General features: G+C 71.0%; 14 protein-coding genes and 1 tRNA gene. 14 read left to right on the forward strand and 1 reads right to left on the reverse strand.

Annotated features, from left to right (window positions below):
* Positions 1-12: 12 nt before the first annotated feature.
* A complete protein-coding gene (gene acs / locus F9B98_RS14330; protein WP_150958626.1) occupies positions 13-1,980 on the reverse strand; it encodes an acetate--CoA ligase in 1,968 nt (655 codons plus the stop codon).
* A gap of 524 nt (positions 1,981-2,504) precedes the next feature.
* On the opposite strand from acs, the gene F9B98_RS14335 reads away from it, so the two are divergent.
* The 14 genes from F9B98_RS14335 (at position 2,505) to F9B98_RS14400 (ending at position 16,038) form a co-directional block, all read left to right on the forward strand.
* Positions 2,505-3,419 carry a TadA family conjugal transfer-associated ATPase gene (locus F9B98_RS14335; RefSeq protein WP_150959101.1) on the forward strand — a complete coding sequence of 305 codons (915 nt, stop codon included), beginning with the start codon at positions 2,505-2,507 and terminating at the stop codon, positions 3,417-3,419.
* The gene (locus F9B98_RS14340; RefSeq protein ID WP_225310361.1) at positions 3,416-4,333 is read left to right on the forward strand and encodes a type II secretion system F family protein; all 918 of its coding nucleotides are present in this window, start codon (positions 3,416-3,418) and stop codon (positions 4,331-4,333) included. The genes F9B98_RS14335 and F9B98_RS14340 overlap by 4 nt, the downstream gene beginning before the upstream one ends.
* Before the next feature lie 40 nt (positions 4,334-4,373).
* The gene (locus tag F9B98_RS14345) at positions 4,374-4,610 is read left to right on the forward strand and encodes a DUF4244 domain-containing protein (protein WP_150958627.1); all 237 of its coding nucleotides are present in this window, start codon (positions 4,374-4,376) and stop codon (positions 4,608-4,610) included.
* Between the two features lie 26 nt (positions 4,611-4,636).
* A complete protein-coding gene (locus tag F9B98_RS14350) occupies positions 4,637-4,933 on the forward strand; it encodes a TadE family protein (RefSeq protein WP_150958629.1) in 297 nt (98 codons plus the stop codon).
* A complete protein-coding gene (locus tag F9B98_RS14355) occupies positions 4,933-5,373 on the forward strand; it encodes an Rv3654c family TadE-like protein (protein ID WP_150958630.1) in 441 nt (146 codons plus the stop codon). The genes F9B98_RS14350 and F9B98_RS14355 overlap by 1 nt, the downstream gene beginning before the upstream one ends.
* Complete coding sequence (gene topA / locus F9B98_RS14360) at positions 5,325-8,195, forward strand: type I DNA topoisomerase (protein WP_150958632.1); 2,871 nt, start codon at positions 5,325-5,327, stop codon at positions 8,193-8,195. Before F9B98_RS14355 ends, topA begins: the two co-directional genes overlap by 49 nt.
* Entirely contained in the window at positions 8,192-8,866 is a 675-nt protein-coding gene (gene tmk, locus F9B98_RS14365; protein WP_150958635.1) for a dTMP kinase, read from the forward strand. Before topA ends, tmk begins: the two co-directional genes overlap by 4 nt.
* A 170-nt stretch (positions 8,867-9,036) precedes the next feature.
* Positions 9,037-10,215 (forward strand): DNA polymerase III subunit delta', encoded by a 1,179-nt coding sequence (locus F9B98_RS14370; protein ID WP_191966860.1) that lies wholly within the window; start codon positions 9,037-9,039, stop codon positions 10,213-10,215.
* Complete coding sequence (locus F9B98_RS14375) at positions 10,212-11,753, forward strand: alpha/beta hydrolase (RefSeq protein ID WP_225310362.1); 1,542 nt, start codon at positions 10,212-10,214, stop codon at positions 11,751-11,753. Before F9B98_RS14370 ends, F9B98_RS14375 begins: the two co-directional genes overlap by 4 nt.
* Before the next feature lie 51 nt (positions 11,754-11,804).
* Complete coding sequence (deoC, locus tag F9B98_RS14380) at positions 11,805-12,476, forward strand: deoxyribose-phosphate aldolase (RefSeq protein ID WP_150958637.1); 672 nt, start codon at positions 11,805-11,807, stop codon at positions 12,474-12,476.
* 65 nt (positions 12,477-12,541) lie between these two features.
* Positions 12,542-12,614 (forward strand) — tRNA-Thr (locus F9B98_RS14385).
* 156 nt (positions 12,615-12,770) lie between these two features.
* Complete coding sequence (locus F9B98_RS14390) at positions 12,771-13,166, forward strand: hypothetical protein (RefSeq protein WP_150958639.1); 396 nt, start codon at positions 12,771-12,773, stop codon at positions 13,164-13,166.
* Between the two features lie 41 nt (positions 13,167-13,207).
* Positions 13,208-15,463, forward strand: coding sequence for an MMPL family transporter (locus F9B98_RS14395; protein WP_150958641.1), 2,256 nt, complete (start codon positions 13,208-13,210; stop codon positions 15,461-15,463).
* Positions 15,460-16,038, forward strand: coding sequence for an isochorismatase family protein (locus F9B98_RS14400; protein ID WP_150958643.1), 579 nt, complete (start codon positions 15,460-15,462; stop codon positions 16,036-16,038). Before F9B98_RS14395 ends, F9B98_RS14400 begins: the two co-directional genes overlap by 4 nt.
* Positions 16,039-16,048 lie beyond the last annotated feature (10 nt).

Below are 16,048 nucleotides of genomic sequence, written 5' to 3' on the forward strand. Positions count from 1 at the left end.
TCCGCCCCGCTCTCACTTCACCTGCGCGCTGATGACGCTCATCACGGCGGTGTCGGCCAGGGTGGTGGTGTCTCCGACCTCGCGGCCCTCGGCGACGTCGCGGAGGAGGCGACGCATAATCTTGCCGGAACGCGTCTTGGGCAGCTCTCCGACGATGTAGACATCGCGCGGACGCGCGATCGGGCCGATCTGCTGACCCACCCAGGTGCGCAGCTCGTCGCCGAGGCCCTCGACGGGGTGCTCCTTGAGGTATCGGCTCTTGATGATGACGAAGGCGACCACGGCCTGACCCGTCGTCTCGTCGCTCGCGCCCACGACGGCGGCCTCGGCCACTCCCTCGTGTCCGACGAGCGCCGACTCGATCTCGGCTGTCGACAGGCGGTGGCCCGAGACGTTCATGACGTCGTCGACCCGGCCGAGCAGCCAGACGTCGCCGTCGTCGTCGAGGCGGGCTCCGTCGCCGGCGAAGTAATACCCCTTGTCGGCGAACTTCTCCCAGTACGTCTCGCGGTAGCGATCGGGGTCGCCCCAGATGCCGCGCAGCATGCTGGGCCACGGCTCGGTGACGACGAGAAGGCCGCCGCTACCGTTTCCGACCGGTTCGCCCTGCTCGTCGACGACGGCGATCGAGATGCCCGGGATCGGGACCTGGGCGGATCCGGGCTTGGTCTCGGTGACCCCCGGAAGGGCCGAGATCATGATGGCGCCGGTCTCGGTCTGCCACCACGTGTCGACGATGGGGGTCTGATCGGCACCGATGATCTCGCGGTACCAGATCCACGCCTCGGGGTTGATGGGCTCGCCCACCGAGCCGAGGACGCGGAGCGAGGAGAGATCGAACTTCTGGGGCACGTCCCGCCCGATCTTCATGAACGAGCGGATGGCGGTGGGGGCCGTGTAGAAGACCGTCACGCCGTGCTTCTCGATGAGCTCCCACCACCGGCCCGGGTGGGGGGTGTCGGGGGTGCCCTCGTAGAGCAGCTGGGTGGCGCCGTTGGCCAGCGGGCCGTAGGTGACGTAGGTGTGACCGGTGATCCACCCGATGTCGGCGGTGCACCAGTACACGTCCGTTTCGGGGTGCACGTCGTGAACGACCCGGTTCGTGAACGCCGCCTGCGTCAGGTAGCCGCCCGAGGTGTGCAGGATGCCCTTCGGCTTCCCCGTGGTCCCCGAGGTGTAGAGGATGAACAGCGGGGTCTCGGCGGGGAACGCTTCGGCCTCGTGCTGCGCCGAGGCGGCCGGAACCACGTCGTGCCACCAGAGGTCGCGGCCGTCGGTCCAGTCGACCTCGTTGCCGCCGCGCTTGATGACGAGCACGTGCTCCACGGTCTCCTGCTCCCCGGAGCCGTTGCGATCGGCGAGAGCCTGGTCGACAGCGGGCTTCAGGGGCGAGACCTTGCCCTTGCGCCATCCCCCGTCGGCGGTGATGACGAGCTTCGCGCCGGCGTCGTCGATGCGCGCACGCAGGCTGTCGGCCGAGAACCCGCCGAAGACGACGGAGTGCACGGCGCCGATGCGCGCGACGGCGAGCATCGAGGCGATCGCCTCGGGGATCATCGGCAGGTACAGCGCGACGCGGTCGCCGCGTTCGACGCCGAGCTCGGTGAGGACGTTCGCGAGACGCTTCACCTCGTCGGTCAGCTCGGCGTAGGTGACGTCGCGCTGGTCGCCGGGCTCGCCCTCCCAGCGCAGCGCGATGCGGTCGCCGTTGCCCGCTTCGACGTGGCGGTCGAGGCAGTTGTACGCGACGTTGAGCTCTCCGTCGGCGAACCACTCCGCGAACGGCGGGTTCGACCAGTCGAGCACCTGGGTGAACGGGGTATGCCAGTGCAGCTCACGGGCCTGCTCGGCCCAGAAACCCTCACGGTCCGCCGCGGCGCGCTTGTAAAGGTCCCGGTGGGCGACGGCCTGCGCGGTGAAGTCCGCCGACGGCGCGAACCGGCGGGTCTCGTTGAGGAGGTGGTCGATCTGGCTGCTCATCGCGGCGCTCCTTCGCGTTCACGGACCCGCGCTCCTGCGCACGGCGTCCTCGTCACGGTCACGCTAGCGACCGCCTCCGACACCGGCCACCTCCGATAGGTGGGATCCCGTCGAACGCGATCTCGGCGGGTGGGAAACAGGTGATATATCGCCGTGAATGGGTCCGTTGAGTTGGTCGGGCTCACCTGCACGCGTACTCTAGCTAGCGCCCGAACATCGCTTCCGGCATTCGCGTCGGGGGGAGCCCCCCAATTTTTCCCCGGCGCGCGGCGGCATCCCTCGCCCCCCACTGTAGGGATGCCGCCCCCTTCTTTTTCCGGCCGCCTCCGGCCCGGGAGCGGGTTCGACCCGCCGTCGACGCCGTGACGTTCCTCCACAGGGGCGAATACCGGCGAGGTTTTCACCGAACGCTCCGAGTGGCCCTCGGTCGCCGCCGGTGGGTGCCTACGGTCGTCGTCGTGACCTCCCTCGCCCCGACCCCCCGCGGCTCCGACGCCCTCGCGATCGAGGCGCCCGATCCGGCGATGGCATTCCTGCGTCCCTTCCTCGACGACCCCCTCGTCACCGATCTCTTCGTCAACGGGGAGCGGGGGCTGTTCGTCGATCGAGGAGACGGGGTCGAACACGTGCCCTCGTGGCGGGCGAGCGAGGCGGAGGTCCGCCGGCTCGCAGTGCGGCTCATCGCGCTGGGCGGGCGGCACCTCGACGACGCCTCACCGTGCGTCGACGTCCGGCTCGACGCGGGCGTGCGCGTGCACGCGGTGCTGGCACCCGTCGCGGCGACCGGCACGACCATCTCCGTCCGGGTGCCGAAGTTCGACGGCCCCGACCTCGCCGCCCTGCAGCGCGCCGGGATGTTCACCGCCCGGCAGCGGGAGCGCCTCGAGAGTCTCGTGGACCATCGCGAGAACGTCCTGATCGCCGGGGCGACCGGTGCGGGTAAGACCACCTTGCTCACCGCGCTGCTGTCACGCGTGCCCCCGAGCGAGCGGATCGTCACGATCGAGGAGGTCGCGGAGCTGCGACCGGATCATCCCCATCACGTCGCCCTCGAGGCGCGCCAGCCCAATATCGAGGGGGTGGGCGGCATCCCGCTCGCCCGCCTGCTGCGGGAGGCCCTGCGGATGCGCCCCGACCGGCTGGTGCTGGGCGAGTGTCGCGGCGAGGAGGTGCGCGATCTGCTCATGGCGCTCAACACCGGGCACGACGGCGGAGCGGGAACCCTGCACGCGAGCAGCCTCATCGACGTCGCGACCCGGCTCGAAGCCCTGGGGGCGCTCGCGGGGATGGATGCCGAGACCTGCGCGCGGCAGAGCGTCGGGGCCATCGGTGCGGTGGTCCACGTCGAGAGGGTCGCCGGTCGACGCCGGGTCACCGGGTGGGGGCGACCGGTGCTGCGAGCGGGACGCCTCCGCATCGAGCAGGAGAAGTGGACGTGACCACCGCTGCGGTGCTCCGCCCTTCCGCGCTCCGCGACTCCGTTCAGCGTCGCGCGCAGGGGGCCGACCCGATCGAGACGGTCCTCCGGCTGGCCGTCCTGCTGTCCGGCGGAACCGCGCCGGCCCTTGCCTGGAACTATCTCGCCGACGGCGGCGACCCGACGCTGACCGCGGCGGCGGAGGCGGCTGCCCGCGGTGACGACGTGGGGGTCGTCCTGAGAGCGGCCGGCGAGTCCTGGCACGGGGTCGCCGCGATCTGGAGCGTGGCCGTCGGTGCCGGAGCGCCCCTGTCCGACGCCCTCCGCTCGGTCGTGGGTTCCCTCCGGGAGGCGGCCGACGTGTCCGCCGACGTACGGGTCGCGCTCGCCGAGCCAGCGGCCACCGCCCGGCTGCTCGCCTGGCTACCGCTGGCTGGCATCCCGCTCACGGGACTCCTCGGCATCGACGTGGTCGGCGTCCTCCTCCACGATCCGCTCGGCCGGATCTGCTTCGGGTCCGGGATCGTCCTGATGGGCGCAGCCCGCGTCTGGATGAGAGGCCTGACGCGCCGCGCGCGCCCCTCGCCCGAGATCCCCGGGCTCGAGGCGGAGCTCTGGGCCGTCGCCCTGTCGGCGGGGGTGTCCGTCGACAGGGCGAACGCTCTCATCGGCGAACTCGACGTCGCCTCGGCCGGAGGGGCCGCGGTGACGGGCACCCTCGAGCTGGCGACGCGCGCGGGCGTACCCGCCGCCGAATTGTTGCGCGGAGACGCCTGGATCGCGCGCTATCGGGCGCGGACCGCCGGTCGGGTGGCCGCCGCGAGACTCTCGACCCGATTGCTCGTGCCGATCGGGGTCTGCACTCTGCCGGCCTTCCTGCTCATCGCCGTCGTCCCGGCCGTGCTGGGTGTCCTGCGCTCGACCTCGCTGCCGTGAACGGCGCCCCCGACCCACCACAAGAAGAAGGAGTACTCCCATGATCCGTTTCCCTCGCCGTTCCACGCGTCGCGCCCGCGGCGCCGACCTGCCCGCGCTGACCTCGACGCGAGCCGGCGCCCTGTTCCTCGACGAGCGCGGCGCCGCGACCGCCGAGTACGCCATCGCCACCATGGCCGCGGTCGCGTTCGCGGGCCTGCTGGTCGTGATCATGCGCAGCGACGAGGTGCGCGGCATCCTCACCGACCTCGTCCGCCGGGCACTGACCGTCCAATGAGGAGGCCACTCGGGCAGGAGGGCGCCGTGACCGCCGAGTTCGCCGTGGCGTTACCGGCCATCGTGGTGATGCTCGCGCTCGGAGCCGGGATCCTCGGTGCGTTCGCGACAGCGGTGCACGTGCAGCAGGTCACGGCGGAGGCTGCTCGCCTCCTCGGGCGCGGCGACGCGCTCGCCCTCTCGCGCCTCGCGGAGATCGGGGCGACGGCGTCGGTCGATCACGGCGACGGTGTGGTCTGCGTGCGGGCGGCGGCGCCCGTTCCGCTCGAGCTTCCCCTCCCGGCGGTGACGGCGCGGGCCTGTGCGCTCGACGGCGGTCGTTGATGGCGGGGACGGTTGCGACCCTCGGCGTTACATCGGTGCTCGTCGGAGCCGTCGCCGCGCTGGCCGTGATCGGCGGGGCGGTGATCACCGCCGAGCGCGTGGCCGCCGTCGCCGACGCGGCCGCCTTGGCGGCGGCGGATGCCGCGAGTGGAGCGGTGACGGGCGTGCCGTGCGAGGAGGCTGAGCGTGTGGCCGCGGCGGGGGCTGCGCGCCTGCGAGAGTGCGATGTCGATGGCCTGATCGCCACCATCACCGTCGCCGGGGCGTACGGTGGGATTTCATTCGATGCGCGCTCACGGGCCGGACCCCCCCAAAAACCCCGGGCCCGTGAGACCTCCCGGAACCCGAACAGGGAGGCGTGTGTATGGTGTGCATCGACGAAAGGACCCCAGTGGCAAACGGAAAGAAGCTCGTCATCGTCGAGTCCCCGACGAAGATGAAGTCGATCCAGGGATACCTCGGCGACGGCTACGAGGTGCTCAGCTCGGTCGGCCACATCCGCGACCTCGCGTCGAAGAAGGAGATCCCGGCCGACAAGAAGGCGGCGTACGGCAAGTACTCCATCGACGTCGAGAACGACTTCGACCCCTTCTACGTCGTCAACGACCGCAAGACCAAGACGGTGGCCGAGCTCAAGAGGGCTCTCAAAGGCGCCGACGAAGTCCTGCTCGCCACTGATGGTGACCGCGAGGGCGAAGCCATCGCGTGGCACCTGCTCGAGGTCCTCCAGCCCAAGGTCCCCGTCCGCCGCATGATCTTCCACGAGATCACCAAGGACGCCATCAAGGAAGCCGCCGAGCACACCCGCGATCTCGACGTGTCGCTCGTCGATGCGCAGGAGACCCGCCGCGTCCTCGACCGTCTGTACGGGTGGGATGTCTCGCCGGTCCTGTGGCGGAAGGTCGGCTCGGGCCGCGAGGGCACCGCCCTCAGCGCCGGGCGCGTGCAGTCCGCCGCAACGCGCATGGTCGTCGAGCGCGAGCGCGAGCGCATGGCCTTCGTATCCGCGTCGTACTGGGACGTCGAGGCAGTCGCGTCGCAGTCGGGCTCGTCGTTCACCACTCGCTTGAACCGTCTCGACGGCGCGCCGATCGCGCGCGGCGGCGACTACGACGACAACGGTCAGCTCAAGAAGGCCGTCGTGGTCCTCGACGAGGCGCAGGCCCGCGCCCTGGCCGACGCGATCGCCGCCGCCGGCACCGCGACCGTCGCCAAGGTCGAGGCGAAGCCCGGCACGCGCAGCCCCCGTGCGCCGTTCACGACCTCCACCCTCCAGCAGGAGGCCGGACGCAAGCTCTCGATGAGCGCGAAGCACGCCATGGGCGTCGCGCAGCGCCTCTACGAGAAGGGCTTCATCACCTATATGCGTACCGACTCGGTCGCCCTGTCGGGGCAGGCGATCTCGGCAGCGCGCGCCCAGGCGGTCGCCCTCTACGGCGACAAGGCGATTCCCGCGAATCCGCGCGTCTACAAGAGCAAGTCGAAGAACGCGCAGGAGGCGCACGAGGCCATCCGCCCCTCCGGCGAGACCTTCCGCACTCCCGCGTCGCTGGCGTCTTCGCTCGACCGCGACGAGCAGAAGCTCTACGACCTCATCTGGAAGCGCACCGTCGCCAGCCAGATGGCGGATGCCAAGTACGAGACGACGACCGTCACCCTCACGGTGCAGGCGGGCTCTCAGGTGGCCGAGTTCACGGCATCCGGAACCGTCTACACCTTCAAGGGCTTCCTCGAGGCCTATGAGGAGGGTGCCGACGAGAAGCGCAACGCCGACGACGCCGACCAGTCGCTGCCGATCGTGGCCGTGGGCGACACGCTGAGCGTCAGCGACGTCGAGCCCAAGGGGCACAGCACCTCGCCGAAGCCCCGCTACACCGAGGCGAGCCTCGTCAAGGCGCTCGAAGAGAAGGGCATCGGTCGTCCCTCGACGTTCGCCAGCATCATCGGCGTCATCCTCGATCGGGGATACGTCAGCAAGCGCGGACAGGCTCTCGTGCCCAGTTGGCTCGCCTTCAGCGTCGTTCGCCTGCTCGAGGAGCACTTCGCCGATCTGGTCGACTACGACTTCACCGCGGCCCTCGAGGACGACCTCGACGCCATCGCCCGCGGAGAGCAGCGCCGGACGGAGTGGCTAAAGTCGTTCTACTTCGGTTCCGAGAAGCAGGTGGGCCTGCGGCACATCGTCGACAACCTCGGCGAGATCGACGCCCGCGAGCTCAACTCGACGCGCATCACCGACACGGCGACGCTGCGCTTCGGGAAGTACGGCCCCTACCTCGAGGTCGCCGATCCCGCGGCCGGACCCGACGCCAAGCCCCGCATCGTCAACATCCCCGAAGACCTGGCCCCCGACGAGCTCACGCCCGAGAAGGCGCAGGAGCTCATCGACGCTCCCGTCGCCGGTGATCGCGTCCTGGGCGAGAACCCCGAGAACGGCAAGCTCGTCGTGGTGAAGGACGGCCGCTTCGGTCCCTACGTGCAAGAGGTCGACGCCGAGGAGCCCGAAGAGGTCGATCAGTCGACGGGCGAGGTCGTCGAGGCGCCGAAGAAGCGCGGGGCGAAGAAAGAAGCCGCGCCGAAGCCGCGCACGGCATCGCTGTTCCGGTCGATGTCGGTCGACACCGTCGACCTCGCCACGGCGCTGCAGTTGCTCTCGCTCCCGCGCGTGGTGGGCACCGACCCCGAGTCGGGCGATGAGATCACCGCGCAGAACGGGCGGTTCGGTCCTTACCTCAAGAAGGGCACCGATTCGCGGTCGCTCGACGACGAGACGCAGATCTTCGACATCACGCTCGAACAGGCTCTCGCCAAGTACGCCGAGCCGAAGTACGGTGCGCGCCGCGCCTCGAGCGCGCTGAAGGAGTTCGACGCGGACCCGGTCAGCGGCAAGCCCATCAAGCTCAAGGACGGTCGTTTCGGTCCGTATGTCACCGACGGGGAGACCAACGCCACGGTTCCGCGCGGTGAGGACGCGATGGGCATCACTTTCGAGCGCGCCGTCGAGCTGATCGCCGACAAGCGCGCGAAGGGTCCCGCGCCGAAGAAGACCGCCGCCCGCAAGGCGCCGGCGAAGACGGCGGCGGCGAAGACCACGGCGGCGAAGAAGACGACGGCGGCGAAGACGACGGCGGCCAAGACCACGGCGGCGAAGACGACGGCGGCCAAGACCACGGCGGCGAAGACCACCGCGGCGAAGACCACGGCTGCGAAGACCACCGCGGCGAAGACGACGACCACGCGCAAGGCGCCGGCGACCTCGTGACGCACGAGCGCACCCGGCCGCTGACCGTCCCTCGGGAGGCCGCGGCCGGGGGCCCGGGCTTGTTCGTGACCCTCGAGGGGGGCGACGGCGCGGGCAAGACCACCCAGGCCTCGATGCTCGAGGAGTGGCTGACCTCGCACGGGCGGGCCGTCGTTCGCACGCGCGAGCCCGGAGGCACCGACGTGGGGGTGCGCATCCGCGACATCGTGCTGCACCATCGCGGTCACATCGCCGCGCGCGCGGAGGCACTGCTGTACGCGGCGGATCGGGCCCACCACGTCGAGACGGTCGTGCAGCCGGCGATCGCCCGGGGCGATGTCGTCATCCAGGATCGATATCTCGATTCGTCCGTGGCCTACCAGGGCGCCGGGAGGATCCTGGATGCCGACGACATCCGCGCTCTGTCGCTCTGGGCGACCGGCGGTCTCCTTCCCGACCTCACGGTGCTGCTGGACCTCGACCCCGCCGCGGCACGCCGGAGGTTGGACGCCGACGACAAGCCCTTCGACCGTCTCGAAGCCGAGAAGGCCGACTTCCACTCCCGCGTGCGCGCCGGCTTCCTCGCCCTCGCTGCCCGGGAGCCGCACCGGTTCCTGGTGCTCGACGCTACCCTGCCCCCCGAAGAGCTGGCCGACCGCGTACGCGAGGCCGTCGCGGCCCTGCTCGACTGACGCCCGGGCGTGGGTGCGTGCCCCCGCGCAGGCGCTCGCTCGCGGGTGCCTCGCTCCGCAGCGCCCCGCGCGGTGACCCGCGCGCGATGCGCCCGAACGCCACGCGCTCCGGCGCGATGCACAGCCGACGACCAGCGGCGGTGTCCGACCCCGCGATTAGGCTGGAGCCCATGTCCCTCGCCCTCGATTCGTCCGTGCCCTCCGCGGGGTCGGCGGCGTTCCCGTGGGATGCCGTGTGGGGGCAGGACGACGCGGTGAAGACGCTGCAGGCCGCGGCATCCGACCCCTCCGCCCTCGCGCACGCGTGGCTCATCACGGGCCCTCCCGGTTCGGGGCGCTCCACGCTCGCCTACGCGTTCGCGGCGGCCCTGATCGCCGACCCGGGCGACGAGCAGGCCCAGCGTCAGGTGCTGGCACGCACGCACCCCGATCTCACCGCCCTGCGTACGGAGCAGGTCGTCATCCGCATCGACGAAGCCCGCCGTCTGGTCGAACGGGCCTCGTTCGCCCCCTCGCTGGGGCGGCACCGTGTCATCGTCGTCGAAGACGCCGATCGCATGGCGGAGCGGACGTCGAACGTGCTGCTCAAAGCGCTCGAAGAGCCGCCCGAGAAGACCGTCTGGGTGCTGTGCGCGCCCAGCGACGCCGACCTGCTGCCCACCATCCGTTCTCGCGTCCGCGTCCTGCGCCTGCGCGAACCGTCGGTTGCCGACGTCGCCGCGCTCATCGTCGAACGCACCGGGGTTCCCGCGGACGTCGCCGAGGAGTCCGCGCGGCACGCGCAGCGTCACATCGGCATGGCGCAGCGTCTCGCGACCGACGACGACGCGCGTGCACGCCGCGCCGAGACCCTCGCGGCGGTTCTGGCCGTGCGCGGGATCGGCGACGCCGTCGACGTCGCGGGGCGTATCGTCCGGCTGGCCACCGACGATGCCAAGGCCCTGACCGCGACGCGCGACGAAGAGGAGCGCCGATCGTTGTTGCGCATGCTCGGCGTGGCAGAGGGAGCCGCGGTGCCGCCGTCGGTACGCGGACAGGTGAACGCCCTCGAAGACGACCAGAAGCGTCGGGCGACCCGCAGTCTGCGCGACGGGATCGACCGCGTGCTGACCGACCTGCAGTCGCTCTTCCGCGACGTCGTGATGATCCAATACGGGCGCGAGGGCGACCTCGTCAACAGCGAGCGTCTCGACGCTCTCCGCGCCCTCGCCGCCGAATGGTCGCCCGCCCGCACGCTCGGCGTCCTCGACCGGATCTCGGTCACCCGCCGCAACCTGGAACAGAACGCCGCCCCGCTGCTGGCGCTGGAGAGCCTCATGATCACCGTCGCCAACGGATCCGCCCCGTGAGCCTTCGTCGTCGTCTGACCGCCGTCGGCGCCGGTGTCGCCGGTCTCGTCCTCGCGCTGTCGGGGTGTCTGTACGCCCAGATCCCTCCGATGGCCCCCGCCGAGGGTCCCTCCCTTGCTCCGCAGACCTCCGGGGTGGACGCCTCGCTCCTGCCGTACTACGGGCAGACCCTCACGTGGACGGACTGCGGCTCGGCAGGATTCGACTGCACCACAGTCACCGCCCCGCGCGACTACTCGGATCCGTCGAAGGGCGAGCTCTCGCTGGCCGTCATCCGGCACCGGGCGACGTCGGGTCAGCCCCTCGGCTCGCTCCTGACAAATCCCGGCGGCCCCGGCGTCAGCGGTGTCTCCACCGTGCGCGACTCCCTCTCGCTCGTAGCCGACGAGACGCTGACGAAGAACTACGACGTGATCGGCTTCGATCCCCGCGGCGTCGGTCAGTCCGCGCCCGTCACCTGTTACGACGCGGCGGGCATGGACGCCTTCCTCTACGACATCCCGCCGGGCGCGCGCGGCAGCGACGAACGCAACGCCGCGCTCGAGAAGCGACAGGCGGACTTCGCTCAGGCGTGCGAGGCGAACAGCGACGGCATCCTCCCGTACGTCTCCACCGAGAACGCCGCGCGCGACATGGATCTGTTGCGAGCCGTCCTGGGCGACGAGAAGCTGAACTACCTCGGCTTCTCCTACGGCTCGTTCCTCGGCACCACCTACGCGGGCCTGTTCCCCGACCGCGTCGGGCGCATGATCCTGGACGGCGGTATCGACCCGAGCCTGCCCAGCAGCGCCAGCGGCATCGCCCAGGCGGTCGGCTTCGAGAACGCCCTCCGCGCCTTCATGGGCGACTGCCTGACGCAGTCCGACTGCCCGTTCACCGGATCGGTCGACAACGCGATGGACGACCTGTCGTCGATGCTCGAGAGGGTCGACGCGCGTCCGCTCGAGGGATCGGACGGGCGGCGGCTCGGAGCCGACACGCTCGTGACCTCGATCGTCGCGGCCCTGTACAGCGACCAGAACTGGCCCTACCTCCGCATCGCCCTGAGCGGGGTGCGCAACGGCGACGCCTCGGTCGCGTTCCAGCTCGCGGACTTCTATAACGGGCGGGTCAACGGGACGTATCAAGACAACACGATGCAGGCGCTTCGCGCCTACAACTGCGTCGATTACCCCGATGAGGGCGACGAGGACAACCCGCAGATCGAGCAGGAGCTCCGCGAGAAGGCGCCCGTCGTCGCGCCGTACTGGCTCGGGCCCGACGCGTGCGCGGCGTGGCCGGCGCCCCCGACCGGCACGCGCGAGGTCATCACCGCTCCCGGCTCCCCGCCGATCGTCGTCCTCGGCACGACGGGTGACCCCGCGACGCCGTACACCGAGGCGCAGGCACTTGCCGGCCAACTGTCGCAGGGCGTTCTCGTGACCTACGTCGGAGAGGGCCACCTCGCCTACAACAAGGGCAACGATTGCGTGAACTCGGCCGTCGACGACTACCTGGTCGACGGCACGGTCCCCGCCGAGGGACTGCGCTGCGAGTAGCGACCGGCCCACCCGCCTACGCTGAAGACGTCACACCCCGAGGAGACCCCTATGACCGCGCCCATCGCCGACCTGGCGTCCTACATCGACCACACGCTGCTCAAGCCCGAGGCCACCCGCGCCGACGTCGAGCGCCTCATCGCCGAGGGCGCCGAGCTCGGCACCTACAGCGTGTGCATCTCGCCCTCGTTCCTGCCGGTGCAGCTGCCCGAGGGGCTCAAGCTGGCCGTCGTGTGCGGCTTCCCCAGCGGCAAGCACCACGCCGAGGTCAAGGCGGCGGAGGCCGCTCTGTCGGTCGCTCAGGGCGCCGACGAGATCGACATGGTCATCGACGTGGGTGCCGCGATCGAGGGGCGGTACGACCTCGTCGAGGCCGAGATCCGCGCCGTCCGCGCCGCCGCTCCCGCCCCCACCGTGCTCAAGGTCATCATCGAGTCCGCCGCGCTGAGCGACGAGGCGATCGTCGCCGTCTGCGAGGCCGCGGTGAGCGCGGGTGCCGACTTCGTCAAGACCTCCACCGGGTTCCACCCGGCCGGGGGAGCGAGCGTCCACGCCGTCGAGGTGATGAAGCGCACCGTGGGCGACCGTGCCGAGGTCAAGGCTTCCGGCGGCGTTCGCACCCGCGCCGCCGCCGAGGAGATGATCGCCGCGGGCGCCACGCGCCTGGGTCTGTCGTCGAGTCGCGACATCCTCGCCGACCGCACCGCGGGCGGCGACTACTGACCGCGTACCGCAGCACCCGCTGGAGCATGTAAGATCGATGATCGTGCACGCGACAGCGCGCACATGCCGCCTTAGCTCAGACGGCAGAGCGATTCACTCGTAATGAATAGGTCAAGGGTTCGATTCCCTTAGGCGGCTCCGAAGGCCCTCACCCGCTTCCACCGGGTGGGGGCCTTTTTGGTCGGCGCGCCCTTCCCGACTGATCGGGCCCGGTGCCCCCGGTAGGCTGAATCCGCCTCGTTCCGCGCCCGCGTGACGGCTGTCCTCCGCCCGTTGACCCCTGCTGGAGCTCCCGTGTCGAACGCCCTCGATGCCGTCATCGAGATCTTCACGTGGGTGGGGCTGGGCGGCGGTCTGCTGCTGGCCTTCGCGGCGATCGTGCTCCTGCTGGCGGACGGCACCTGGCTGCCCGCCCGCGCCGTGGTCGAGCATGTCGACGGCGGCCGGGTGGTCCGCTGGTTCGACGACGACGGGGGAGTGAACGAGGCGCCGCTCTCCGCGCACGACGAAGCCAAGATCGGTGCCGCGGACATGGCCGACATCTTCTACCGGCGCGGCACGGCCGACCGCATGCGGCTCACGCGCTCCTCGCCCCTCGTCCGATTCGTCTCGCTGCTCGCGGCCGGCGTGCTCGGCCTGGGCGTGCTGGCGTTCGTCATCTCGATCGCGGTGCTGTTCGCGCGGGGGTGATCAACTGGCGCGCCGCACATATTGCTAGATAAGCTAGCAATATGTCCGAGTCCTCCGCGCCCCTCCGCCGTTCGCTCCGAGGCTCCACCCGCCGCTCCGCGCGGCCCCCGCGCGTCTCGCGGTGGCTGCGTGTCGGCATCCCGAGCCTGCTCGTGCTGCTCTGGGTGGTCGGCGGCTCGATCGGCGGCCCGTTCTTCGGCAAGGTCGACCAAGTCGCCACCAACGATCAGTCGTCGTTCCTACCGCAGTCCGCCGACGCGACGCGCGTCGCCGAACGACTGACCGACTTCACGGGCTCCGACACCATCCCCGCGATCGTCGTCGTCGCCACCTCCGACGGCGCGGCGCTGAGCGACGCGCAGATCACCGCCCTGCAGACCCTGGCGACCGACATCGTCGCCGTCGACGGCGTCTCGGGCGACGCCTCGCCCCCCGTCGTGGCGGACGACGGTCAGGCGGCCCAGATCTTCGTGCCCATCGACAGCTCCGGCGAGGTGCGCGAGGTCGTCGAGCAGGTGCGCGCGACGGTGTCCGCTGAGGCCCCGGCGGGCGTCGAGGCGTGGGTCACGGGCCCGGCCGGGTTCACCGCCGACCTCGTCAAGGGCTTCCTCGGCATCGACGGCCTGCTGCTCATCGTGGCGCTCGTGGCCGTTTTCGTCATCCTCGTGATCGTCTACCGGTCTCCGCTGCTGCCCGTCCTCGTGCTGCTGACCTCGGTCTTCGCCCTGTGCGTGGCCCTTCTCACCGTGTGGTGGCTCGCCTACGCCGGGATCGTCGTGCTCAACGGCCAGGTGCAGGGGATCCTATTCATCCTCGTCATCGGCGCGGCCACCGACTACGCCCTTCTCTACGTCGCGCGATTCCGCGAGGCCGTCGGCGAGGGCCTGTCGAGATGGGATGCCACGACCCGGGCCTGGAAGGGAGCTTTCGAGCCCATCCTCGCTTCGGGTGGCACCGTGATCGCCGGGCTCCTCTGCCTGTTGCTGTCCGATCTGGCCACCAACCGCGCCCTGGGCCCGATCGCGTCCATCGGCATCGCCTTCGCCGTGCTCTCGGCCCTGACGTTCCTCCCCGCCCTGCTGGCGTTGGTCGGCCGGGCGGCGTTCTGGCCGTTCCTGCCGAAGCCCGGTCAGGCGGCCCTCCCGGCCGACCTCACGCAGCCCGTGAAGGGCCTGTGGCCGCGCCAGGCGCGTTTCGTGGCCCGTCGGGCACGACCGGTCTGGATCGTCTGCACCCTCGTGCTCCTCGCCGCCTGCGTCGGCGTCACGCAGCTGCGCGCCGACGGCGTGCCCTCGAGCGACCTCGTCCTGGGCGCGTCCGAGGCGCGCGACGGTCAGGCGGCCCTCGCCGAGCGCTTCCCCGGCGGCTCGGGCAGCCCGGCCTACGTGCTGGTTCCCGAGGGGCGGGCCGCCGAGGCCGCGGACGTGCTGCAGAACGCGTCGGGCGTCGAGGCCGTGTCGGTGCTCAGCGCCGACGCCCCCGGGGGACAGGCGCCGGTGAGCGCGGTCGACGGTGCGCTGCAGACCACGGCGGTTGGAGCACCCGGCACCCCCGCTGCCGCCCCCACGGTCTCGGACGGCGACGTGCTGCTGGCGGCCACGCTGTCCGACACCGCCGACTCCCCGGCGGCCGACGACACCGTCCGCACGCTCCGTGCCGACCTGACGGCCGAGCTCGGCGACGGGACGGCGCAGGTGGGCGGGGTCACGGCGACCGACATCGACTCGATCGACACCTCGATCCGCGATCGTTCGCTCATCATCCCCATCGTTCTCGTCGTGATCCTGCTGATCCTCATGGCGCTCTTGCGCTCGGTGGTCGCGCCGCTGCTGCTCATGGGTACCGTCATCGTGTCGTTCGGGGCGGCCCTGGGCGTCAGCGCGCTCGTCTTCGACGGCGTCTTCGGCTTCCCCGGGGCGGATCCGGCCGTACCCCTGTACGGCTTCGTCTTCCTCGTCGCACTGGGCGTCGACTACAACATCTTCCTCATGTCGAGGGTGCGCGAGGAGTCCCTCTCGCACGGCACGCGAGCCGGCATCCTGCGTGGTCTCGTCGCCACGGGCGGGGTGATCACCTCGGCCGGTCTCGTGCTGGCGGCGACGTTCGCGGCTCTCGGGGTGATCCCGATCCTCTTCCTCGCACAGATCGCCTTCATCGTGGCGTTCGGGGTTCTGCTCGACACCTTCGTGGTGCGCTCGCTCCTCGTGCCCGCCCTCGCCTTCGACCTGGGTCGACGCATCTGGTGGCCCTCGAAGCTGGGCCGGGCGGATGCCGGGGAGCGTAGGCTCGAGGCATGACGCGCGCCCTGTTCATCGTCGATGTCCAGAACGACTTCACCGAGCGCGGCGCGCTGGGCGTCGAGGGCGGCGACGCGGTCGCCGAGCGCATCTCGGACTACCTGCGGGGCCACGCCGACGACTACGCCCTGGTGGTCGCGTCGCGCGACTGGCACCACGGCGACGACGACAACGGCGGGCACTTCTCGCCGACGCCCGACTTCGTCGACACCTGGCCCGTGCACTGCGTCGGTGGAACCTACGGCGCCGAGTACGACGAGGTCTTCGACACCTCGCGCGTGACCCACCACCTCAAAAAAGGGCAGGGCAAGCCCGCCTATTCGCTGTTCGAGGGCGTGACCGACGAGGGCGCCACGGCCGCGCAGGTGCTCGAGGATCACGGCATCCGGGACATCGACGTCGTGGGCATCGCGACCGATTACTGCGTGCGGGCCTCGGCCCTCGATGCGCTCGCCGCGGGCCGGCGCGTGCGCGTGCTCACCGACCTCGTCGCGGGGGTGCACCCCGACTCGAGCGCGGCCGCGCTGTCGGAGATCGAGACGGCGGGGGCCGAACTCACGACCTCGGACGCCTGAGCCGGCGCGC

Origin of the sequence: Microbacterium testaceum StLB037 (assembly GCF_008763945.1) — a bacterium.
Lineage (GTDB): Bacteria > Actinomycetota > Actinomycetes > Actinomycetales > Microbacteriaceae > Microbacterium > Microbacterium testaceum_G.